Annotated in this window: 17 protein-coding genes; 9 read left to right on the forward strand and 8 right to left on the reverse strand. The window is 59.5% G+C overall.

Annotation, left to right across the window (positions count from 1 at the left end):
• The 4 genes from BMZ40_RS17500 to BMZ40_RS17515 form a co-directional block, all read left to right on the forward strand.
• Window positions 1–4,205, forward strand: a 4,205-nt coding sequence (locus tag BMZ40_RS17500; protein ID WP_177193254.1) for a cadherin-like domain-containing protein, incomplete at its 5' end; no start/stop codon positions are given.
• A gap of 461 nt (window positions 4,206–4,666) precedes the next feature.
• The gene (locus BMZ40_RS17505; RefSeq protein WP_245751140.1) at window positions 4,667–6,136 is read left to right on the forward strand and encodes a TolC family outer membrane protein; all 1,470 of its coding nucleotides are present in this window, start codon (window positions 4,667–4,669) and stop codon (window positions 6,134–6,136) included.
• Between the two features lie 877 nt (window positions 6,137–7,013).
• Window positions 7,014–7,553, forward strand: a complete 540-nt coding sequence (locus tag BMZ40_RS17510) for a YeeE/YedE thiosulfate transporter family protein (RefSeq protein WP_245751141.1) — start codon at window positions 7,014–7,016, stop codon at window positions 7,551–7,553.
• Window positions 7,550–8,080 carry a DUF6691 family protein gene (locus tag BMZ40_RS17515; RefSeq protein WP_092378985.1) on the forward strand — a complete coding sequence of 177 codons (531 nt, stop codon included), beginning with the start codon at window positions 7,550–7,552 and terminating at the stop codon, window positions 8,078–8,080. The genes BMZ40_RS17510 and BMZ40_RS17515 overlap by 4 nt, the downstream gene beginning before the upstream one ends.
• A gap of 456 nt (window positions 8,081–8,536) precedes the next feature.
• On the opposite strand, the gene glpX is transcribed toward BMZ40_RS17515, so the two are convergent.
• The 8 genes from glpX to BMZ40_RS17555 are packed head-to-tail and all read right to left on the reverse strand — an operon-like array spanning window position 8,537 to window position 16,613.
• Entirely contained in the window at window positions 8,537–9,517 is a 981-nt protein-coding gene (gene glpX, locus BMZ40_RS17520; RefSeq protein ID WP_092378988.1) for a class II fructose-bisphosphatase, read from the reverse strand.
• A 1-nt stretch (window position 9,518) separates the two neighbouring features.
• The gene (gene tkt, locus BMZ40_RS17525) at window positions 9,519–11,492 is read right to left on the reverse strand and encodes a transketolase (RefSeq protein WP_092378991.1); all 1,974 of its coding nucleotides are present in this window, start codon (window positions 11,490–11,492) and stop codon (window positions 9,519–9,521) included.
• A gap of 29 nt (window positions 11,493–11,521) precedes the next feature.
• Window positions 11,522–11,971, reverse strand: a complete 450-nt coding sequence (gene rpiB / locus BMZ40_RS17530; RefSeq protein ID WP_092378994.1) for a ribose 5-phosphate isomerase B — start codon at window positions 11,969–11,971, stop codon at window positions 11,522–11,524.
• A complete protein-coding gene (locus BMZ40_RS17535) occupies window positions 11,972–12,298 on the reverse strand; it encodes a hypothetical protein (protein WP_092378997.1) in 327 nt (108 codons plus the stop codon). It lies immediately after the preceding gene.
• 20 nt (window positions 12,299–12,318) lie between these two features.
• Window positions 12,319–13,089 carry a hypothetical protein gene (locus BMZ40_RS17540; protein ID WP_092379000.1) on the reverse strand — a complete coding sequence of 257 codons (771 nt, stop codon included), beginning with the start codon at window positions 13,087–13,089 and terminating at the stop codon, window positions 12,319–12,321.
• The gene (locus BMZ40_RS17545) at window positions 13,086–14,783 is read right to left on the reverse strand and encodes a tetratricopeptide repeat protein (protein ID WP_092379002.1); all 1,698 of its coding nucleotides are present in this window, start codon (window positions 14,781–14,783) and stop codon (window positions 13,086–13,088) included. The genes BMZ40_RS17540 and BMZ40_RS17545 overlap by 4 nt, the downstream gene beginning before the upstream one ends.
• Window positions 14,780–15,553 carry an HD domain-containing protein gene (locus BMZ40_RS17550; RefSeq protein WP_092379005.1) on the reverse strand — a complete coding sequence of 258 codons (774 nt, stop codon included), beginning with the start codon at window positions 15,551–15,553 and terminating at the stop codon, window positions 14,780–14,782. Before BMZ40_RS17550 ends, BMZ40_RS17545 begins: the two co-directional genes overlap by 4 nt.
• Entirely contained in the window at window positions 15,543–16,613 is a 1,071-nt protein-coding gene (locus BMZ40_RS17555) for a sigma-70 family RNA polymerase sigma factor (RefSeq protein WP_092379008.1), read from the reverse strand. Before BMZ40_RS17555 ends, BMZ40_RS17550 begins: the two co-directional genes overlap by 11 nt.
• A gap of 178 nt (window positions 16,614–16,791) precedes the next feature.
• Here BMZ40_RS17555 and BMZ40_RS17560 point away from each other — a divergent pair, with 178 nt between their 5' ends.
• Genes BMZ40_RS17560 through radA form a run of 5 tightly spaced genes read left to right on the forward strand, consistent with a single transcriptional unit; the run spans window position 16,792 to window position 22,803 of the window.
• Window positions 16,792–19,203 (forward strand): homocysteine S-methyltransferase family protein, encoded by a 2,412-nt coding sequence (locus BMZ40_RS17560; protein WP_092379011.1) that lies wholly within the window; start codon window positions 16,792–16,794, stop codon window positions 19,201–19,203.
• Between the two features lie 28 nt (window positions 19,204–19,231).
• Window positions 19,232–19,699 (forward strand): N-acetyltransferase, encoded by a 468-nt coding sequence (locus BMZ40_RS17565; RefSeq protein ID WP_092379014.1) that lies wholly within the window; start codon window positions 19,232–19,234, stop codon window positions 19,697–19,699.
• Between the two features lie 31 nt (window positions 19,700–19,730).
• Window positions 19,731–20,255, forward strand: coding sequence for a hypoxanthine phosphoribosyltransferase (gene hpt / locus BMZ40_RS17570; RefSeq protein WP_092379017.1), 525 nt, complete (start codon window positions 19,731–19,733; stop codon window positions 20,253–20,255).
• Between the two features lie 38 nt (window positions 20,256–20,293).
• Complete coding sequence (locus BMZ40_RS17575) at window positions 20,294–21,418, forward strand: DUF3426 domain-containing protein (protein WP_092379020.1); 1,125 nt, start codon at window positions 20,294–20,296, stop codon at window positions 21,416–21,418.
• Window positions 21,419–21,471: 53 nt separating this feature from the next.
• Window positions 21,472–22,803, forward strand: a complete 1,332-nt coding sequence (radA, locus tag BMZ40_RS17580) for a DNA repair protein RadA (protein WP_092379023.1) — start codon at window positions 21,472–21,474, stop codon at window positions 22,801–22,803.
• Window positions 22,804–22,917 lie beyond the last annotated feature (114 nt).

The following is a 22,917-nucleotide window of genomic DNA, read 5'->3' on the forward strand; positions in this document are numbered from 1 at the left end:
CCTCGGACGCGGACGGCGACGCCCTTACCGTGACCGGACTTTCCGTCGCCTCGGGCGACGGCACGCTGACCGACAACGGGGACGGCACGTGGACCTTCGCGCCCTCTGCCGACTGGAACGGCGCCGTCATCTTCAACTACACGGTCTCCGACGGAAACGGCGGCACGATCGACACGTCCGCAAACCTGACCGTCAATCCGGTCAACGACGCGCCGGGCATCGACGTCAACGCCCCGATCAACGTGGAAGCCGAAGCCACCGTCTCCCTTGCGGGATACCTCCATGCCGGGGATGTCGACAATGCGGCGTCGGAACTCGCCTATACGATTACCCACGCTCCGGAGTTCGGCACGCTGATGCTGGATGGCGTCGCCATCACGGATTTCTCCGGCACGGTCTTCACCCAGGCCGATATCGATGCTGGACGGGTCTCCTACCGCTTCGCTCCCGAGGCCGGTTCAGAGGTACGGGTCGTGGAGGACGACAGCTTCACCTTCACCGTGACCGACGGCCTGACCGTCACCCCCGAATCGACCTTCGACATGCACAGCATCCCCGTTCAGGTGTGGGGTACCAATGGCGGCGACGACTTTGCAGGGGCGACAGACTTCACCAGCGTCGGCACGACGTTTCTTGTCTACGGCTTTGACGGCGACGATTGGCTGTACAGCGGAGCGGGCGACGACACCCTGTACGGCGGGGCCGGCGACGATTTCGTGTACGGCAATGCGGGAGCGGATTTCATCGACGGGGGGGACGGCGTCGACGTTGCCTTTTACCGCCAAAGTCCCACATCGGTGCACATCGACCTGAACGTCACAGGACCACAGAGCGGCGGCGACAGCGGCAATTTCGGCGAGGGTGACGTCCTGCGGGGCATCGAGGATGTTAGGGGCGCGCGGAATTGGTATGACCCATTGGCGTTGGGCAACGTGATCACGGGCGATGACGCCGACAATGTATTAGTAAGCGGCGAGACCCACGATACCTTGTCTGGCGGAAACGGCGACGACTCCCTGTACGGACCCAATTATGGCGAAGGACTCCTCATGGGCGGGGCCGGAAACGATTTTCTTGTTTTGCATGCTGGCGCAGCGTACGGCGGCTCCGGCGACGACAGGATTCACGCCGACGGTACCGCGGAGCTTTATGGAGGCGACGGGAACGACTCGCTGTGGAGCGCAGGTGGCCTGATGGAGGGCGGCGCCGGAGCCGACTACATGTCGGGTACGCATACGACACAATATTTGAGTAAGATCAGCTACAGCCAAAGCCTGGCCGTGGAAATCGATCTGAACAACAGGGTTCAGGTCCAGGGGAACGGCGCGGACGGGAACGACGCCATCGGGGATACGCTGGACTACATTTGGAACGTCATTGGTTCCTCCCATGGCGATACGCTCATCGGGAATATGTTTCCTAACCAGCTGTACGGCAGCGGCGGCGACGACATCCTGATCGGCGGAGCCGGAGCGGACCTTCTCGACGGCGGCGACGGCATCGACACGGCCGATTACAGTGCAAGCCCCACATGGGTGAACATCGACCTGAGCGTCACGGGCGCCCAAACGGGCGGCGGGTTGGACAATCACGGCCTCGGCGACACCCTGACGGGCATCGAGCACGTCCTGGGCACGAACGATACGCTGCACGGCGACATGCTGGCGGGTGACGACGCGGACAACGTTCTGTCCGGTCTGGCCGGCGACGACAGCCTCGTGGGTTTTGGCGGCGACGATTCGCTCTACGGCGGCGACGGCGACGACACCCTGGTCGGCTACGCCGGGGCGGACATTCTCGACGGGGGTTCGAACACCGTCGGTGAGTCCATCAAATACCACTACAACCAGATCGGTGGCGTTTTACTTAATCCGGTGATCCGCTACGAGGCGACGCCCGGCGGCGACTGGGCGGATTACTGCGCGAGCGGCGCGGCCGTGCACGTGGATCTGACCAGTTCCGAAGCCCAGAGCGGCGGCCATGCCGAGGGCGACGTGCTGACGGGCATCGAGAACGTGGTCGGCTCGGCTCACGGCGACACGCTCATCGGCCAGGACTACGTGAGCAACGTGTTCGCCGGCCTGGCCGGGGCGGACTCCCTGGTGGGCGGTGAGAGCGTGCTGGATGTCGTTGAAGTTTTCGACGGCGGTTGGACCGCGACCACGAACTTCTACTACCCTGACACGGCCGACTACAGCCGGAGCGAGTCCTGGGTGAACGTCGACCTGAACAGTGCGGGCGGCCAGACGGGCGGCGGCGCGGGCAACCACGCCCTGGGCGACACCCTCGTGGGCATCGAGAACGTCATCGGCACGAACGACACCCAAGGCGACGCGCTCACGGGCGATGGAAGCCACAATTTCCTGGACGGCCTGGCCGGTGCAGACACTCTCATTGGCGGCGCGGGAGACGACACGCTGCGCGGCGGTTCCGGGGCCGATTTCCTGGACGGCGGCACGAACACGGATGCGAATCTCCACAATAGCGGCGACTGGGTGGACTACAGCACGAGCACGGCGGGCGTGAGCGTGGATCTGTACCTCCAGGACGGGATCGCGACCCAGAGCGGCGGCGACGCCCAAGGCGACACGCTCACGGGCTTCGAGAACGTGATGGGCTCGGAGCATGACGATTCAATCGTGGGCGACAACGCCGACAACTGGCTCGTGGGTCTGGATGGCAACGACACGATGATCGGCGATGACCCGTCCAGTCTCAATTGGTGGGAGACAAGCAATGACAGCATGTGGGGTGGCGCGGGCGACGACGCCATGTTCGGAGGCGCCGGACAAGACCGGATGTGGGGCGACTCCGGGAATGACACCCTGATTGGCGGTCTCGGTAAAGACTCTCTGTATGGCGGGGATGGCGACGATTTCATCGTGGGTGGCAACGACCACCAGGACACCCTCTTCGGCGGCAATACAATTCCTGTCGACAGCGAAGCTTTCGATAACAGCGGGGACTTCCTTTCCGGCGGCGCGGGGCGGGATACCTTGTTTGGGGGGGGCGGGTACCATGGCCGTGAGACCCTGGAGGGTGGCGCGGACGGCGATCTGCTTCTCGGCAGTGTGGACGGGGACGTCCTGGCTTTTTACGCCAACTCGCCGTCGGCGATTTACGTGGACCTGACCCGCCAGGACGGTATCGCGGCCCAGAGCGGCGGTGAAGCCGAAGGCGATACGCTGCTGGGCATCCATCACGTTGCCGGTTCCGGCTTCGACGATACCATCCTCGGTTTCGAAACAGACAACGAGCTCAAAGGCATGGGCGGTGACGACTTCATCACCGGCGGCGCGGGGCAGGACAGTCTGTGGGGCGATGGCGGGTACACATCTTCGGATTCGGACAATGACACCCTTGAGGGCGGCGCCGGCTCCGACTTTATCCATGGCGGGGGCGGCCACGACATCGCCAGCTATCGGAATTCCGCGCAGGGAGTGCTCGTGGATCTGGACGATCAGAACTACGCCTATCCCGGCATCCCGAGTCCCTTATATACGGGCCGTGGCGAACCCGGCCAGATAGGTGCCGACCCCACGGGCGAGGAGCACGGCGACTGGTTGTGGTACATGGACGGCGTATGGGGTTCGGAGCACGGTGACACGCTGCTGGGCCGCGACACCGACTGGGACGGTGTGTTCTTGATGAGCTCCAAAGACGAGCTGCGCGGCTTCGGCGGCGACGACAGCCTTGTGGGCCTTGGCGGCGACGATTCGCTGTACGGTGGCGACGGCGACGATACCCTGGTCGGCGGCCTGGGACAGGATCTGCTTCATGGCGACTCCGGAGATGACCTGCTTGTCGGCGGGCCCGACGATTCGGTGCATGGAGGAGACGGATTTGACGTGTTCAGGCTCGAAGACCATTCCGGTCTCGGCCATGCTCTGGACCTGAGCGCCATGGTCTCGGACGGAAGGATCTCCGGTATCGAACGTATCGACATCCTGGGTGACGCGGACGATGCCAATGTGCTGACCCTGCGGGCCGGTGATGTGCTCGCGGTTTCGGACACCGACACCCTTTGGGTGCATGGTGACGGCACCGAGGAGGTGTCCACGACGGATTCGGGATGGTCCCTGGTTGCCTCGGACGTGGTCGGCTCCGATGGTTTTGAATACAATCATTACACGAACACTGTCGGATCGAGCGTCGTTCACCTCATGGTGGCCGAGGATATTGCAAGCCAGAACATCACGGGCTGAACCTAGAACGCCTGAGGGCTTTTCGAAATACGAAGACTGTTCTGTCGGATCGAGCGTCGTTCACCTCATGGTGAACGAGGATATGACAAGCCAGCAGAACATCAGTGGCTGACCCTTGAACGCCAAAGGGCTTTTCGGATGCATCCCGAAGAGCCCTTTTTCTTTGCACTGCGCCAATGCCTGGGCCCGATCCCGGTTTCATGGGACAAGCGGATTTAACTACGCAGGACGTGACTTGAAATTCATACAGGCTGATTTGTCTTTGTGGTGAAAAGTGGATCATAATTTTGCAAAAACTTCCGCTATAAGTATATTTTTGTAGATTTTTGCTCAGCTACTTATTCAGATATGTATTTTTAATTTATGAATATATATTTTAATATGAATTCAGAGTGTTATAAATGCGCAGTAAGAAACCATGCTGAATCTTCGCTTCATAATATCAAACACAGGATAATCGCATGACCCGAACAGGGATCGCACCAAGGAGGAACGGCAAGATGAAAGACAGGCGTTTTGTATACCACGGGATGTTTTGGGTGATGGTTGTCGTGTTTTTGATTCCGGCGCTGTCCTCGGCTCAGCTTCTCGTGGTCCAGGAGAGAGGCACCGGGATCGAGCCCCTGGGTGCCCCGGGAGTGGAGTCGGTGCTGACGAACGTGTCTGCGGGCGGTGATTCCCTGAAGGCTTCCATCCAGGCCGCCATGGATTCCAATCCCAAGTTTTTGAGTCAGAAGCACGCGTATTCCATTTCACACGACGCATACCGCGAGTCCTACGGCGCGCTTCTGCCTCAGCTGGATTTCATGGCCAGGGGTGGATATGGCCTGCGTCGCAACGACACGACCATCGCCAGGGAGGCTGACGGTCAGGGCGATGAATGGTCCGACGAGCAGCGTCTGGTCCTGTCCCAGCTGCTCTTCGACGGCGGTCTGACGCGGTCCAGGGTTGAAGCCGACAAGTTGTACTCCGAGTCCAAGAAGGAGGAGCTCTTCAATACGGCCGAGGATGTCGGCCTCAGCGCCACGCAGTATTTTCTGGACGTGATCCGGGCCAGGGGGCTGGTGGAGCTTTGCGTGCGCAACATCGAAGAACACGAGAAGCTGCTTGACCTGACGCGCATCCGGCAGGATAGCGGCGGCGGCACGCAGGCTGACGTGACCCAGGCCGAAGCGGCGCTGCAGGAGGCGCGTTCACGATTGATCCAGGCCAACCAAGCCCTGGACGACGCCGTGGCGGGTTATGCTCGATTTTTCGGCGACAAGCCCGGTGTTTTATCCATGCCCGAGCCTCCGCTGCTGGCCATCCCCCAAAGCGAGGCCATCGCCATCAGCATGGCCCGGGACGGCAATCGCGCCCTGAAGGCAGCTCGCCTGGCCGTGCAGCAGAAGGAACTGGAGATCAAGTCGGCCAAAGGTGTGTATATGCCCAAGTTGCATGCCAAGGTTACCGCCGCTCGTTCGGACAACACAGGCGGTTACGAGGCAAGTTACCACGACGCCTCCGCCATGCTGGAAATGAACTTCAATCTTTACCGCGGCGGCTCGGATGCCGCTTCCATTCGCAAGTCCAAGAATGAGAAGCTGCGTGCCGAACAGGATGCCCTGGATATCGAACGTCAGGTCGAAGAGGATGTGCGTACGGCGTACAGCTTCTACAAGGCCACGGGCAAGCTGCTGCCTGTGCTGCGCAACCTGACGAACGAAAATGCGCAGGTGGTTTCGAGCTACACGGATCAGTTTCGCATGGGGCAACGAACTCTTGTTGATCTTGTCTCGGCGCAGAAGAGCCTGTTCAGTTCCCAACAGGTGTTCCTGAACGGTATGACGGCGCACTCTTTCTCGTACTATCGACTGTGCATGCCCGTTTCCCAGCTCATGAGCGCCCTTGGCGTGGATCTCAAGGTCAAGGATCTCGGCGAGGCTAAATAGCGGGCCAAGGGCATTGTCAAGGAAGCACCGTTTCTGTCTCCTTTCAATTTTCCCTGAATGGTCGTTTATAACGGCTGTTCAGGGAAAATTCATTTGCTGAAACAAGAAGATCGTTCCGATGGATTTCCGGTCTACTGGCATTCCTGTGCGAATCCGAATTTTGAAAGCGTCATTCGGGTTTTGTCCAGCTGCGCATTTAAGACAACACTACAGAAGGTCGCGAAAGAAACAGTTTGTCATTCCCGCGAATGTGTGCCCAGCAGGGGTAGGCGGGGCATGCCGGGTAACGGCGCAAATGTCGGGCAATAACGCAAAACTTACTCTTATCAGACAGTTAAAAGGCATGAATCCTCTACTTCAAGGGCATGACGATTTTTTGTAGTGGCGTCATTTAAATCGATTTTCGAGCCTTGAATTACGCTTTAAAACCTTGTTCTTCTCGCGATCAATCATTGAGCGTGAAAAAGCCGAACCGGGAACATCTGTGACTTCTCGGAGAATTTCCATTTACGTCCTTCGCGGGAGTCTCCCCGTTATATTGTTTGCTCATGATGCAGACAAAAGCATTATGTAGTCTTGTTATCCGGGCTCAAATGCGGGCGAATGAAGCTGTATAGCTGCGACATCGCCAACCATTTTCGTGACCTTGCTCCCAAATTCTCACGTGTTCGGCGTATGTGCATATTTGTCCTGGTGGCGTCTTGCCGCCGGGTGTCTCTTCATGATTTGGCGGCAGCAAAGCAGGTCCCGTCAACATTGGCCGGGTCCATTGCTTTTCAATATTTTCAGATTGCGACGTGGTAGAGGATGTACTTGCCTTAGTTTGTTCTGTTGGGTTAATTTGTCGGGAATCAAACAGGAGGTATGTTGTATGCGAATGAAAAAACAGGACTCCGGCGGATGGAATCCATATCTGGCCGGGGCTCTGGTTGGCGTACTAGCCATTTTATCAGCCTATGCCACGACGGTCTGGCTCGGGAAAACAAGTTATCTGGGAGCTTCCACCACATTTGTTCGCGGTGCGGGGGTGATTGAACAGCAAATTGCACCGGAGCACGTACAGGCCAACGAATATTTCGTTAAACAAAAAGTGAAGGTTGACTGGCAGTTCATGCTGGTCCTCGGTATCTTTGCAGGAGCGTTCATCGCTTCATGTACTGACAAGAGCTTCAAGCTCGAAAGCGTTCCTCCAACTTGGGAAAAACATTTCGGGCCATCAGTTGGAAAACGCGCCGTCTGGGCTTTCTTGGGCGGAATCGTGGCCATGATGGGGGCGCGCATGGCCAGCGGCTGCCCGAGCGGTCACGGTCTCAGCGGCATGATGCAGCTCTCCGTCAGCGCTTTTGTGGCTCTGGGCATGTTTTTTGGTGTGGGTATAATCGTTGCGGCGTTCATTTACGGAAGGAGGTCACGATGAGCACGGATCAAATCCTCGGATTGGTGACCGGAATCCTTTTTGGTTTTTTGTTGCAGAAGGGACGGGTATTGCGCTTCGAGAAACAGGTCGGGGCCATGTTGCTCAAAGACATGACCATCCTCAAGTTCATGCTCTCCGCCATCATTGTCGGCATGGTCGGCATTGCCGGGATGTCCAGCGCAGGGATGATCACCCTTGGCCACAAGTCCATGAACGTTGGCGCGGTTCTTGTAGGCGGAGCCTTGTTCGGTGCCGGTTGGGCAGTCATGGGCTACTGCCCTGGTACTTCCATGGGGGCGCTTGGAGAAGGACGCTGGCACGCGATCTTCGCCATTGCCGGCATGTTGGTGGGCGCGGCAATCTACGCGGAGCTGTATCCTTTTTTTCAGCGCACGGTTCTGTCTTGGGCCGACTTCGGCAAGATTGGACTGCCCGAGGCCCTGGGTGTGTCGCCCTGGGTTGTGATTATCGTGTTTATCTGTGTTGCGCTGGGGCTTTTTCGCTGGTTTGAGAGCCGGGGGCTTTAGGCGTTTTCAATTGGATATTTTGCGGCAAGCGGCCTGGTGCCGTCATGGCCTTGTGGCGGTGAGAGGGGGGATTTTAAGGATTGGTCAGGCTGTGTTTTGTGAAGAGTTGGAAGAAGTTTTTTGCGACAAGCGGCCCGGTGCCGTCATGGCCTTGGGGCCCGCCGGAACTCCTTCTCCGGCTTCGTAGAGTTGAATCGTTGCGTGCAGGGCGAATAATCAAGGCCGCTCCCAGGCAACGATTCAACAAACGATGCCTGGATCAGTCAGACAGCCGACGGCCCCCAAGACCATGACGGCCCCGGGCCTTGTGGCGGTGAGAGGGGGGATTTTGAGGATTGGTTAGGCTTTGTTTTGTGAAGAGTGGGAAGGGTTTCTTTGCTGCAAGTACAGAAATGAAAAAAGCGCCTCCGGCCAGGTTTTGGCAGGAGGCGCTTGATGTTTTGTGAGCTGGCGAGTCTAGTACTTGATGGCCGAAAAACGCATCAGCTTGTCCCATTGGTGGGTCGAGGTGATGCGGCGGATGGTGCCGGTCTTGCCGCGCAGGACCAGTGAGTGCGTGGTGGCTCCCGTGCCGGAGTAGGAAACGCCGCCCAGGAACGTGCCGCCCGAAATGCCCGTGGCTGCGAAGAAGACGTTGTCGTCGCGGATGAGCGTGTCCGTGGTCAGTACCTGGTTCAGGTCCAGTCCGAATTCGAGCACATTCTTGCGTTCGGAATCGGATTGGGGATCGAATTGGGCCAGGATCTCGCCACCAAGGGCTTTGATGGCGCAGGCCGCCAAAACGCCTTCGGGAGTGCCTCCGGTGCCGAACATCATGTCCACGTTGGATGATGGATCGACGGCCATGAGCGCCCCGGCCACGTCACCGTCGGTGTGCAGCTGGATGCGCGCCCCGGCGGTGCGGATCTGGGTGATGAGGTCCTTGTGGCGGGGTTTGTCCAGGACGAAGATGACCAGATCCTCGACTTTTTTACCCAGGGCTCTGGCCGTGGCCTCAAGATTGTGGGCCACGGGCGCGTTCATGTCGACCACGCCCTTGGCCTGGGCCGGAACCACAAGCTTCTTCATGTAATAGCTGGGGCCCGGGTTGAACATGGTCCCGGCTGGAGCCAGTCCGACCACGGCAATGGCGTTGGGCCGTCCGTAGGCCAGCAGATTGGTGCCTTCGACGGGATCGACAGCCACGTCCACGGCTGCGCCACGGCCCGTGCCGATGTGCTCGCCGTTGTAGAGCATGGGAGCTTCGTCCTTCTCTCCCTCGCCGATGACGATGCGGCCGTCGATATCCAGGGTATTGAAGGACAGCCGCATGGCGTCCACGGCAGCACCGTCGCCTTCGTTCTTGGCGCCCTTGCCGAGCCAGCGGGCCGAGGCCAGGGCCGCGGCTTCAGTGACGCGGACCAGGTCCATGGCCAGATTTCGTTGCGGGGCTTCCATGCTATTCCTTGATGAACTTGATCAGGTTGGCGGTGGTGAATCCGTATTTTTCCTTCAGCACGCTAGCCGGGGCCGAAGCTCCGAAGTGGTTGATGCCCCACACTTTTCCGTCCAGACCGACATATTTGTACCACAGGTCCGAACGTCCGGCCTCGATGGCCACGCGGCGGGTGATGGCGCGGGGCATGACGGATTCGCGGTACTGTGCGCTCTGTTCGTCGAAAAGTTCCATGCTCGGAACGGACACGACGCGGATTTTCAGCTCCGGGCACGCCTCGGCGGCTTCCAGGGCCAGATGCACTTCCGAGCCGGAGGCCAGAATCAGCATCTGGGGAGCGTCGCCATCAGGGTCGCGGACCACATATGCGCCCTTGCTCACGTGTTCTTCCAGCGGTTTCGGCAGGTCGAGCACGGGGAGGCCCTGGCGGGTGAAGATCAGCACGGAAGGCCGCGATTTCTGTTTCAGGGCCACCGCCATGCAGGCCGCGCTTTCGCGTGCGTCGGCGGGACGCAGGACCAGAAGGTTCGGGATGAGGCGCAGGGAACTGACATGTTCGATGGGCTGATGGGTCGGGCCGTCCTCGCCGACGAAAAAGGAATCGTGGGTGAAGACGTGCAGGACCGGCAGATGCTGCAGCGCGGACATGCGGATGGCGTTTCTTTCATAATCCGAGAAGACGAGGAAGGTTGCGCCGAAGGGAACGACGCCGCCGTGCAGGGTCATGCCGTTAAGGATCGCGCCCATGGGAAATTCGCGCACGCCGAAGCAGAGGTTGCGGCCCTTTGCGTTGCTGACGGCGTTGAAAATCCCTGCGAATTCACGGAATTTGACGGTCTGGTTGGATGGGTCAAGGTCGGCCGAACCGCCCATGAGCGTGGGCAGTTGCTCCATCATGGCCCCGAGGCAGGCGCCAAAGGCCTTGCGAGTGGCCACGCTGGCTCCGGATTCGAATTCCGGCCAGTTCAGGCTGCGCTGGCAGACCGGAGTGGTCGCGCTTTCCCATCTGGCCGCGAAGTCCGCATCCGAAAGCCTGGCGGTGATCAGCTTGTCCCATTCATTGCGGGCCGCGCCCAGGGAGGCGAAACGGGCGCGGAAGTGCGAGAGCACGTCTTCTGGGAGATAAAAATTCTCGTCGGGCAGTCCGAGCTTGGCTTTGGTGGCCGTGATTTCCGCCTCGGGCAACGGAGAGCCGTGTGTGGATTCGCTGCCTTCCAGAGTGGCGCAGCCCTTGGCCATGGTCGTGTGACCGATGATCAGGGTCGGTTTTGTCGTTTCGGCCTGGCCTGCGAGGATGGCTTTTCGAATCTGCTCGTGGTCGTGGCCGTCGATTTCGATGACCTGCCAGTGCATGCTCTCGAAAAGAGCCTTGTGGTCGATCGTGTCCGCCCGGCAGGTCGGACCGGCCAGCTGGATCTTGTTGCTGTCATAGTAGGCGATGAGTCTTCCGAGCCCCCAATGGCCGAAGAGGGCGGCGCTACCAAGGCAAATGGGTTCCTGCACGTCACCGTCGGAGACCAGCGCGTAGGTGAAGTGCCCTGCGCTCTGTGCGTCCAGATAGTCGCGCAGGAACGCCTCGGCCACGGCCATGCCGCCAGCCATGGCGAAACCCTGGCCGAGTGGGCCGGTGGTGGCCTCGACGCCGTCGGTAATGTCGTGTTCGGGGTGCCCGGGAGTCTTGCTGCCGAACTGACGGAAGGCCTTGAGGTCATCGACGCTCAGACTGCCCTGCAAGGTCAGGATGGAGTAAAGCAAGGCGGATTCATGACCAGCGGACAGCACGAAGCGGTCGCGGTTGAACCATTTGGCGTCCTTGGGATCGAAGTTGAGGAACTCCTTGAACAGGACATAGGCAAAGTCGGCCGAGGACATGGCTCCGCCGGGATGGCCGGAGTTGGAGGCCCGGACCGTGTCCATGATCAGGCCCTTGATGACGTTGACGGCTTTGGTATCTATTTGGGAAGCGTTGGTGGTCATGATGATTCTCGTGATGTGCGGAAAAGGCGTTATGATTGTTTATGTGCAGGAGTCTGCCGGTCGATCAGGTCCACGCGGCGCTGATGGCGTCCGCCCTCGAATTCGGTGCCCAGGAATGCGTCGGCGATGGCCTTGGCCAGATCGACTCCGATGATGCGTTCGCCCATGCACAGCACATTGGCGTCGTTGTGCATGCGGCTCATGCGGGCCATGTATTCATTGGCGCACAGGGCAGCGCGGATGCCCTCGAAGCGGTTGGCTGTGATGGACACGCCGATCCCGGAGCCGCAGATGAGGATGCCCGTGGCTTCAAGATTCAGCACCTCCTCAGCCAATTTGCCCGCGATATTCGGGTAGTCGCAACTCTCCAGGGAGTGGGTGCCGACATCGATGGTCTTGAAGCGCCCCGCGAGGTGCTCCATGAGAATGTTCTTGAGGCCCAAACCCGCGTGGTCGGAGCCGAAGACGATGGTGCGCATCTAGACCTCGGTGTCGCGTTTATCCGCGCGATTTTTGACATATTCGGCCCGGGTGGAGGCCAGTTCCTGTTCCAGATGGGCGATCTCTTCCTGCAGGAAGCTGATCTGTTTCAAGGTCAGGTCATTGTCGCTAGCCTTGGGGTCAAAGTTTTCGCCCTTGGTCCGGCTTGCGGCATAGCTGCGGCCCAGGTTCTGGAATTCCTCGGCCAGACGTTTTTCCATCTGCCGGATTTCCCAGCGCCGAAAACCCTTGATGAATACCCACTTGCCCTCGCTGGCAAGGAGCTTGAATCCGTTGGTGACGGGTTTTAACGTGTTCTTGAGCATTCACTCCCTCCAATGAAGTTTTAGTTGTGTCGAGGCGTGGATGTGATGCGCATCCATTGCACGTCCTGGGGTAGACTCAGGTCCAGGTCGCGGTTTTGCCATTCTCCGCCGGCGTCAAGGGATTTGACCCTGAGCACGGCCTTGCCATCCCTGGGGGATGAAAAAGTGTGTTTGTCATAGAGGACATGGTCGGGAAATGCCGGTGCCGCGTAGGCCCCTTCGCAGGTCAGCGTCCAGCCCTTCCTGCCGCCAAGGATCAGCATTTCCATGTTTTCCGGGGTTTCCATATAGGCTACGTCGCCCGAGGAAAAATTGAAACGGATGCGCCCTTCCCGGGTACCCTCCACAGATGTGTATTCCGGCGGCAGGACCGGTCCGAGATCTCCGCCGAGCAGGCTGCCGATCTGTCTGGCGTCGAACGGCACGGGGATCTGGAAAAGGGCCAGCCCGGCCCGGGCCTCGGCATGGTGGTAGGCCTTGTTCTCCGACGGGATGAAGGCGGTCCAGAGTTCCGGGGTTTCACGGATCATGGCCACCGATGCACCGGTGCCCGAGGACAGGTCCATGCGGATGACGGAAGCAGGATAGCCCCAAAGCTGGCCCACCAAGCGTCCCGTGCGCTCGCTGGTTGCCACGTGCATGGAAAAGCGGGCCGTTATGCGGTCTGCGGCAGAGGACCTGGGATGCAGGGTGGACCAGATGCGCGAAACCGCGTCCGGGTCCTGGATCGGTATTTGCGGGGCGCATCCCCCAAGGACGGCAAGCAGGATGAACAGAGCAAAAGCCCTCATCGCGTCCGGCCCAGGGAATTGAGTTTGGCCCGCACTTTCTCGGCATTTTCGCCTTCAAGATCCAGCGAGTTGGAATAGCCTTCGCGGGCCTGGGAGATGAGGCCCATGGCACGGGCGATGTCCCCGTAGTGTTCCCAGATGACCGGATCCGAATCCACAAGCTGAACGGCACGCTTTATTTCCTGCCAGGCGAGCGTGTTCTTGCCCTGCTTGAAGTAGACCCAGGCCAGGGAGTCGACAAAGTAGCCGTTGTCCGGTTTGACCTTGAGGGCGCTTTCGATCAGCAGTTGCGCCCGTTCCAGATCGCGTCCTTGCTCCGCCAGGGTGTACCCGAGGAAGTTGAGCGCGTCCGCGTGCTCGGGATCCTTGGAGATGACCTGCTCCATCATGATCATGGCCTGGTCCCGGTGTTCCATACGATCGTAGATCAGGCCCAGGCGGTAGAGGATGGTCGTGTTCTCCGGCCAGAGGGTCGTGGCCTGAAGCAGCACGTCCAGCGCCTGCTGATATTCTTTTTCGAATTCGTGCATTTCCGCCATGATGATGCGAAATTCCGGCTGTCTGGGAAAAAGCGTCACGGCCGATAGACACAGCTCCTTCGCCGTGTCCCTGTCGTTTTTCTGATAGAGAAGATGGATGCGGAATATCAGGCTGCGCTCATAGTGCCGATGGCTCGTGGGTATGGCTTCCAGATAGGCCATGGCCTTGTCCGCATTGTCGCGGCCTTCGTATTCGAGCACGGCCAGGAAAAAAAGCGCGTCGCTGGGAATCGGATTTTCCTGGGCCATGGGGTCCAGAAGCTCCGCCGCGTGGTCGAAAAAATCCTGGTTGAGCAGCAGATTGGCCGCTTCCAGGACCAGCGACTGGTCATCAGCGCCCTGCTGCACATAGACGAGAGCCTGATCGGGATTGTTGAGCTTCAGGTTGAGCTCGATCAGGCGAAAGAGAATCTGCTGGTTCCCGATTCCCAAATCCACGAGTTTGGCGAAAACGCGTTCCGCGTCGATATAGTTTTTCTGGACCTCGTAGGTCAGGCCGAGCTCTATCCACGCATTGTAATACTCGGGATCCGCGGCTACGGCCTGCTGGTAGGCGGTGATGGCCTTGTCATAGAGTTCGAGGCCGAAAAAGCCCTTGCCGAGGAGAAATTTGGTTGTCGCGGTGGTGTCTTTTTTGGCAATGGCGTTCAGCCTGTCCACGGCTTCGCCGAACTCTCCTTGCTCAAGACGATAAAGCGCGGCTTCATGGGTCAGATCGATTTGCTCGGGGTGTTTCTCGCGGTAGTCGTCCAGGACGAGCACTGCGTCGTCAAAACGCCCCTGGGCCGCATAGGTCTTGGCCAGGGTGCTGACCAACGCTTCGGAATCAGGGTATCGGGCCAGCCCCTGATTGAGGATAACCAAGGCATCGGCAAACTTGGAGGCCCGCCAGTGCAGGTTACCCAGTTCAAGGTAGAGCTCCGGCGTGGGGGCGAGCGCGATGGCCTGCTCAAGCGCCTGGGCTGCCTGGTCTTTCTTGTCTTCCTGGAGCAGTTCTCGGTAGGCCAGATAGGAATAGATGGCCTCGGCTTCGGCAGAGGCCGGCACCGGCGTGGGCGGCACGGGCAAAGGCGTTGGTGCGACCTGATGGGCGCACCCCAGGGAAGCCGCTAAGGCGGCGGGGAGAAGGAGCCGGTGGACAAGCGTTCTGATCATGCAGTGATGTGTCCGGAGCAGTCATTTTTTCTACAAAATGCCTGGATTATTTGATAAATTTTCTTTCCCATGTCGAGGCCCAACTCTATGAATTCCGGCCCGTAAATTTTCCCGGCGGAAGTGCGGAACGTGTTCTGGATGGACGCCACGACCTCAAGCCCGGCGGGAAATTTATCCAGAATCTGCTCAAGGGTCCACTCCTGATAATTGCATATTTCCCACAGGGTGGTGATGAAATTGTCGGGCCCCCAGCGAAATTTGTCCGCGTCGTAGAGTGCGTCGGCCAGGATCTGCGTCCCGTGGTGGGCAAACTCGGCTGGCGGTGAGAAGGCTTCGTGGCAGCGCACCGCGTCGGCGATCATCTGTTTTTCCTCGTCCGTGAGGGGATAGTCCCGGAGAATCAGCAGCGCAAGGTCTGCGCCGCGCGTGGCGTGATCGCCTTCGAGGCGGCAGGTGTCATGCAACAGGCCCGCGAGCATGGCCAGGAGACTCAGTCGCCGCGCCTGCTCCAGCCCCAGCGCCTCTGCCTCGCCAAGGATCAGCGCGCTGCATTCGATGGCGACTTTTTTGGAGTGGTGGATGCCGTGTCCGAATTCGTCGTTAAGAAAGGGCAGTACATCCTCGCGGCACCGCAGGACCATGGGGTGCGAAAAGAAGGTGTCCCGGGCGGAGGCAAGCTCCGCGCTCATGGCCGTATAAAAGCTGGGCAGGGCGTCAGGGGTGACGGCTGCACTTTCCTGTTTGATGCGAAGGAGAATTTCATTCTTCATGTTCAATCCATTCTGCGGAGAAATCTTGGATGGTGCTCGACATCTGGGCCTTTATCTTTTGCAGCAGGCGGGCTTCGATCTGACGTACCCGCTCGCGGGTGATCCCGTACTTGTCGCCGATTTCACGCAGGGTGATGGGTGAATCGGCCAGAAGACGCTGCTCAAGGATGTCGAGTTCCTTTTCGTTCAGGCCGTCTCGTATGGCATCAATATTGTCATGGATGAGCACGCTGATCTCGTCGGCGGCCATCTGTTCTTCGATTCCGGCTTCAAGAGCCGGTATGAAGTCCATGGGTGTGAAGCTCGAATCGTCTCCGATCTTCATGTCCAGGGACACGTCGTGCTGACCCAGACGCTGACCCATCTCCACGATGTCGGCTTCGGAGACCTGCAGATTCTTGGAGAGGGTCGATGTGGTCGGGTCAAACCCCTGGGCTTGCAGGCGCTGGCGCTCCTTGCCCAGGTTGTAGAAAAGTTTGCGCTGGGCCTGGGTGGTCCCGATCTTGACCATGCGCCAGTTGTCCATGATGAATTTCAGGATGTAGGCCTTGATCCAGAACGAGGCATAATAGGAAAACTTGATGCCCTTGTCCGGGTCGAATTTCTGGACCGCCTTCATGAGGCCCACGTTGCCTTCCTGGATCAGGTCGAGCACATTCTTCATCCATCGCCGCTGGAAGTCCATGGCGATTTTGACCACCAACCGCAGATTGGAGGTGATGAGGATAAAAGCCGCCTGCTCTTCCTGTTCATCCCGGTAGCGCCGTGCCAGGTCGAATTCCTCATCCTGTTCCAGCGGTTTGAATTTCTTTATTTCCTGAAGGTAGATGTGCAGCGGGTCCAGGGTCGCGACTTCCCGTTTGGGTACGGTGGCCAGGACCAGCGGGGCGATTTCATCGATATCGACAGTGTCGACCTTGTCGGAATCGTCGATATCGTCGGCATCGAATTCTTCGGTGTCTTCTGACAAGGGTGTTTCGAGCTCTTCATCCGGAGCATTGTCTTCGAGTCGTTTATTGGGATTCATGATGGTGCGTGACTGGAGGTGGTTCTTGGGCATCACGTGCTGCAATGGTGAAAAAATGTGCCCGGGGCTGTTCCGCGAGAAGCTCTCTGGAGAAGCGATCCGTTATTTCGGAGTTTTCCATCATAGAGTTTTTGTTTGTCCTTTTCAATGATTTTCAGTAGGGCCCTTCGTTCACCGGAGTGTGAATTTTTGAACTATGTGAGGTGTTGAAATGCGCGATTTTCGCCAGGCACTCAAGGGCGGAAACGTTCTTATTTTTGACGGGGGCATGGGTAGCCTGCTCCAGCGTCGCGGCCTTCAGGCCGGACAGTCCCCCGAGGAATTCGGTATGGCGCGGCCGGATGTTGTCGCGGCGATCCATGCCGAATACGCCCGTTCCGGGGCGCATGTGGTCACCACCAACACGTTTGGCGCGACCCGTTACAAGCTTCCACACGGCCTGGACGTGTTCGAGGTCAATGAGACCATGACCCGCGCCGCGCGTCAAGCCGTGGGTGACGCGGTTTTCGTGGCTGGCAGCGTCGGGCCCACGGGCAAGATGATCGAGCCTTTGGGTGACATCTCTTTTCGCGGACTGGTGGACGTCTTCAAGGAGCAAATTCGCGGCCTGGCGGCAGGCGGCGCGGACCTGATCCTGGGCGAGACCCATTTCGATCTGGCCGAGGCCAGGGCGGTGGTAGTGGCCGCGCGCGAAGTCTGTGATCTGCCCGTGGGCATCAGCATGACCTTCGAGGGCGGAGTCAGCCTGACCGGAACCACTCCGGAAATCTTTGCCCAGACCATGGAAAACATGGGCGTGGACCTCATCGCCTCCAATTGCAGCGCCGGCCCCGAGCAACTGATCGAGGTCGCGAGAGCCATGCTGCGCGTAAGCCGAACTCCGGTGCTCATCGAGCCCAACGCGGGGCTGCCCGAACTGGTGGACGGGGCCACGGTTTTTCGCCTGCCCCCGGACCCTTTTGCGGCCACGGTCTCGACCCTGGTGGAAGTGGGCGTCTCCTGCCTCGGAGGGTGTTGCGGCACCACGCCGGAGCACATCCAGGCCCTGAATGCGCTTTGCACCGGCAAGAGCGTGTCGCGGCCCGAGATTTTCAATCCTCCCTGCCTGATCGTCACCTCCCGTTCCCGGGCGGTGGAGTTCGGATTTGATCGTCCCTGCCGCATCATCGGCGAGCGGATCAACCCCACGGGCAAAGCCGAACTCACGGCCGAGCTGCAACGCCTTGAGACCCGTCGCCTCATGGTCTACGCCGAGGAACAGGCCGAGCGCGGAGCCGATCTTCTGGACGTCAACGTGGGCGCGCCCATGGTTGAAGAAGCGCGCATGCTGCCTTTGGCCGTGCGCACCCTGACCAGCGCACACTCCATCCCCCTGTGCCTGGACTCCAGCGACATCTCGGCGATCCGGGCGGGCCTTGAGGCCTATCCGGGCTCGGCGCTGGTCAATTCCATCAGCGGCGAGGAAGAGCGGATGGATATCCTTGGCCCGCTGTGCCGAGACTACGGCGCGCCGTTCATCCTGCTGCCGCTCAAAGGCCGCAAGCTGCCCGTCACGGCGGCCGAGCGCCTGGCCATCATCGAGGAGCTTTTGATCAAGGCCGAGAGCCTGCGTATCCCGAGGCGCCTCATCCTGGTCGACGCCCTGGCCCTGACCGTGTCCTCCAAGCCCGAGGCGGCCAAGGCCTGCCTTGATGTCATCCGGCATTGCCGTGAGCGCTGGGGCCTGGGTTCGACCATGGGACTGTCCAACATCTCTTTTGGTCTGCCTGCGCGGGATCTGATCAATTCGACCTTCCTGGCCATGGCCATGGGCGTTGGCATGACCTCATTTATCGCCAATCCCAACGCGGTGCGCCTGCGCGAGAATCTGGCGGCGGCGGAGGTGCTCCTTGGCCGGGACAGCCAGGCGGCAGGTTTCATCGCCTCCTATGCCGGATGGAATCCTGGAAATCCGGTGGCCCAGGCCGCTTCCGGACCGGCCGACGAGGAAGGCAGCCCTGTCGCGCTGGCGGTGATCAAGGGCCAGAAGGATCGCATCGTCGAGATGCTGCGCGATCGCATCGCGGACGGTGAGGATCCTTTTGTCCTGGTTGACGGAGAGATGATTCCGGCCATTGCCAAGGTGGGGGAAAAGTACGAGAAGAAAGAGTATTTTCTGCCGCAACTCCTGCTCTGCGCCGAAACCATGCAGATCGGCTTCGAGTCCATCAAGCACCTGCTCGTGCGCGAGGGACAGGAGGTCAAGGCCACCATTGTCATGGCCACGGTGGAGGGCGACATTCACGACATCGGCAAGAATATCGTTTGCCTGATGCTCAGGAATTTCGGCTACAATGTCGTCGATCTGGGCAAGGATGTGGCGGCCGTGGACATTGTCGCGGCGGCAGTGGCCCACAAGGCCTCGGTCATCGGCCTGTCCGCGCTCATGACCACGACCATGGTCCGCATGGAGGACACCGTGCGCCTGGTCCGCGAGCAGGGCCTTCCCTGCCGGGTCATGGTCGGTGGCGCGGTGGTCAGCCAGTCCTATGCCGATCTGATCGGTGCCGACGGCTATGCCGACGACGCGGTGGCGGCGGTGCGCGTGGCCACCCGGCTGTGCGCCGAGGTCCGGTCGGCCTGATCTTTCAAGGAATCACGCGGGAGCACGCATGGAAAAATATATACTCAGAAAGGCGACAATCACCGATGTCAAAGCCATCCACCGGCTGCTCATGGATTGCGCCACCAAACGGTTGCTTCTGCCCCGGTCCTTCGGTGAACTCTATTCCCACCTGAGGGATTTCATCGTGGCCGAGGATGCGCAGTCCGGAACCGTGGTCGGCTGCTGCGCCTTGACCATCACCTGGGAAGCCCTGGCCGAAGTCCGATCACTGGTGGTTGCCGAGAGCGCCCAGGGTCAGGGCCTGGGGCGCAGACTGGTGGAGTTTTGCGTCAGCGAAGCTGTGACCTTTGGTGTTTACAAGGTATTCGCCTTGACCTATCAGGTCCCCTTTTTTCAGAAACTGGGTTTTTCGGAAGTGAGCAAGGACATCCTGCCGCAAAAGGTGTGGGCCGATTGTCTCAAATGCCCCCAGTTTCCCGAATGTGACGAAGTGGCCATGATGATTGATTTGTAAGTTATGACATATCGGTTCTCCGGGAGAATTCATGAAATTTGTACAGCTTTTCGACCGTTCGCAAATTGAAGCACGGGCCCAGGAACTGGGTCGGGAAATATCCAGCCATTATGGTGACGAGCCCTTGGTTTGCGTATGTGTGCTTAAAGGCGCCTACGCATTTTTTACTGATCTGATGCGTAATTTGACCATCCATCCAAGCATGGATTTTGTTCGCCTTTCCAGTTATGCGGATCAGACTTCCCGCAAATCGAAGATGGTTTTCTCCAAGGACATGGAGATCGATATCAGGGACAAGCATGTGCTCGTGGTCGAGGATATCGTCGATACGGGCCACTCCATGGGTTTTCTGACCAAGGTTCTCGAGGCGCGTGGTCCCAAATCCATCAAGATCGCGGCCATGATCGACAAGAGAGAGCGCCGCGAGGTTGATGTGAATGTGGATTTTGTGGGTTTCCCACTGGATAAGGGATACATCGTCGGCTATGGACTTGACTACGCCGAGCAATACAGAGAACTTGACGGAATATACGATCTCAAATTCTCGGAAGCATAGACCCCTGCCTCCAGACTGAACTTTTTCAAGGAAAGGCCATGCTCGTTCAATGCCCTGAGTGCACCACCAAATACAATCTGGATGAAAGCAAGATCGGACACGACGGCAGCAAGGTCCGTTGTACGCGTTGCCAGAATGTGTTCACCGTGTTCCGTCCCATCTCCGAGGATGTCGTGACGCCGGAGGTTCCCGAACCAGCTTCCGCGGCCGGCGCATTCGAGGATGATTCTTTTGATGACGATCTGGCGTCGGCTTTCGAGAATAAAAAAGGTGCTTCCCCTGCCGCGAAGGATTCCTTCGAGGAAGAGTTCGCGGCCATGTTCGAGGATGTGAAGCCCGCGACCGCCCCCAAGAAGACCGCCGGTGCCGACGCCTTTGAAGACGATCTGGCAGCCATGCTGGATGAGAAAAAGCCTCGGCCCGCGCCGAAATCCGTCGCAAACGAGTCCTTTGAAGACGACCTGACGGCCATGCTGGAAGAAAAAAGCACCAAGGCCGAATCAAAGTCCTCGGTGGATCAGGAAATGCTCGCCGATCTTCAGGGCGCCTTTCAGCAGCCTTTGAGCGATCAGCTGGATCACGATTTGCGATCCGCCGACAGTTCTGCCGGCAAGTCCCGAAAATCCGGGAGCGCGGGCCTGATCATCGGCCTTGTCGTCCTGCTTCTGGCCTGCGGCCTGGGCGGAATCTATTTTTTCCAGCCGGCTTTGCTCGGACTTGCGCCCTCGGTTCCGGACGCTCCCGCGACCCAGGAAACCGTCGCGCGTGAAGGTGCGGCCCAGATCGCTTTGGAGAACGTGCGCCAGTACTTTGTCCCCAACGAAAAGGAAGGGCAGCTTTTCATCATTGAAGGCAAGGCCGTGAATCGTTTTCCCGAAGCGCGTGAGCTCATTCGCATCAAGGCCTCCCTCTTCGACAGACAGGGCGGCGAGGTCGCCTCCCAGGAATTCATGTGCGGCAACGTCGTCTCCCTGTACCAGCTTCAGGTTTCGACCCGGGCGGACATTGAGACGGCCCTGACCGCCAAGGTCGGCATTCTGACCAACAACACCAATATTCAGCCCGGAGCGTCCGTGCCGTTCATGGCCGTGTTTTTCCAGACCCCGGAATCTGTCGAGGAATTCGGGCTGGAAGTGATCCAATCCAGCGTCCCGCAACAATAGCACAACTTTTGACCCACGAAAGGCAGACGCAAGTCTGCCTTTTTTATTCCCCCATGAAAACAAAGACCGCTTATGTGTGTACAGCCTGCAAGGCTGTCAGTCCCCGCTGGCAGGGGCAGTGTCCCAAATGCCTGGCCTGGAATACCTTGGAGCCGGCAATACGGCAGTCCGGTTCGGCCATGGACATGCCCCTGAACCGTCCCGTCGATCTGCGCGAGCTGCCGACGCTTCTTGAAGACCGGGTCAGCTCTCAGCTGTCCGGGCTTGACGGAATCCTCGGCAGCGGGTTCGTGCCCGGAGGCGTCATCCTGCTCGGCGGGGAGCCGGGCATCGGCAAGTCCACGCTGCTCTTGCAGGTGGGCGCGTCCATGGAGCGCTCCGGCAAGGGCGTCATCTATGTTTCCGGTGAAGAATCCCTGTCCCAGATTCGCGGCCGGGCCGAACGCCTGGGCATGCTCGGAGACAGGCTGACCGCTCTTGCCACCAACCAGGTCGACGACATTCTGGCCTGCATGGAGGACGCCCCCGCGCTCATTGTCGTGGACTCGGTGCAGACCATGATTTCATCCAGGGTCGAGGGCCTGCCGGGTTCCGTCAGCCAGGTCCGGGCAGTGGCTACGGCCCTGACCGAGCGGGCCAAGCAGACCGGGGTCACGGTCATCCTGGTCGGGCATGTGACCAAGGACGGCCAGATCGCCGGCCCCAAGCTGCTGGAGCACATGGTCGACACGGTGCTGTACCTCGAAGGCGACAAGGAGCACCTTTTCCGCATCCTGCGCGTGGTCAAGAACCGTTTCGGTCCGTCCAACGAGATCCTGCTTTTCGAGATGCGGGAAAAGGGTATGAACGTCATCGAAGACCCGTCGACCTTCTTTCTGCAGGCCCGCGACACGGCGCTCTCGGGCACGGCCCTGGTCATGTCCATGGAGTCCCAGCGGCCCTTTGTGGTCGAGGTGCAGGCGCTGGTCACGCGCACCTTCCTGGCCTTTCCCCGGCGAACGGCCCTGGGTTTTGACGCCAACCGACTGCATCTTCTGATCGCGGTAATGGAGAAGCGTCTGCAAATCAGCCTGGGGCAGGTCGATGTCTACGCCAAGGTCGGAGGCGGACTGCGCATGAAGGACCCCGGTCTTGACCTGGGCATTGTCGCGGCCATCCTGTCATCCTTTTATGACCGGTCTCTGCCCGAGGGCGCGGTGTTCTGGGGCGAAGTGGACTTGAACGGCCAGATCAGGCCGGTCACGGGGCATGATGTGAGGCTGCGCCAGGCCGCGAACCTCGGCTATGCGCCCATGGTCCATCCCAAGACCGGAGCCGGGGGGAAGGGATGGTCGCGGCTCGGGGATGTGCAGAGGATGCTGTTCGGGCAGACAGGGAAGGTGTGAGGATTTGATGCGTTAACGGATCGAGGAGTGGCGGTCGCGGTGCCGGCTCAGCCGGACGGGGGCCGCCGAAACTCCTTCGTGGGCCTCGTAATGCCGAATCGTTGCGTGCCGGGT

The sequence above is a fragment of the Desulfomicrobium apsheronum genome (genome assembly GCF_900114115.1).
In the GTDB taxonomy this organism is placed as follows: Bacteria; Desulfobacterota; Desulfovibrionia; order Desulfovibrionales; family Desulfomicrobiaceae; genus Desulfomicrobium; species Desulfomicrobium apsheronum.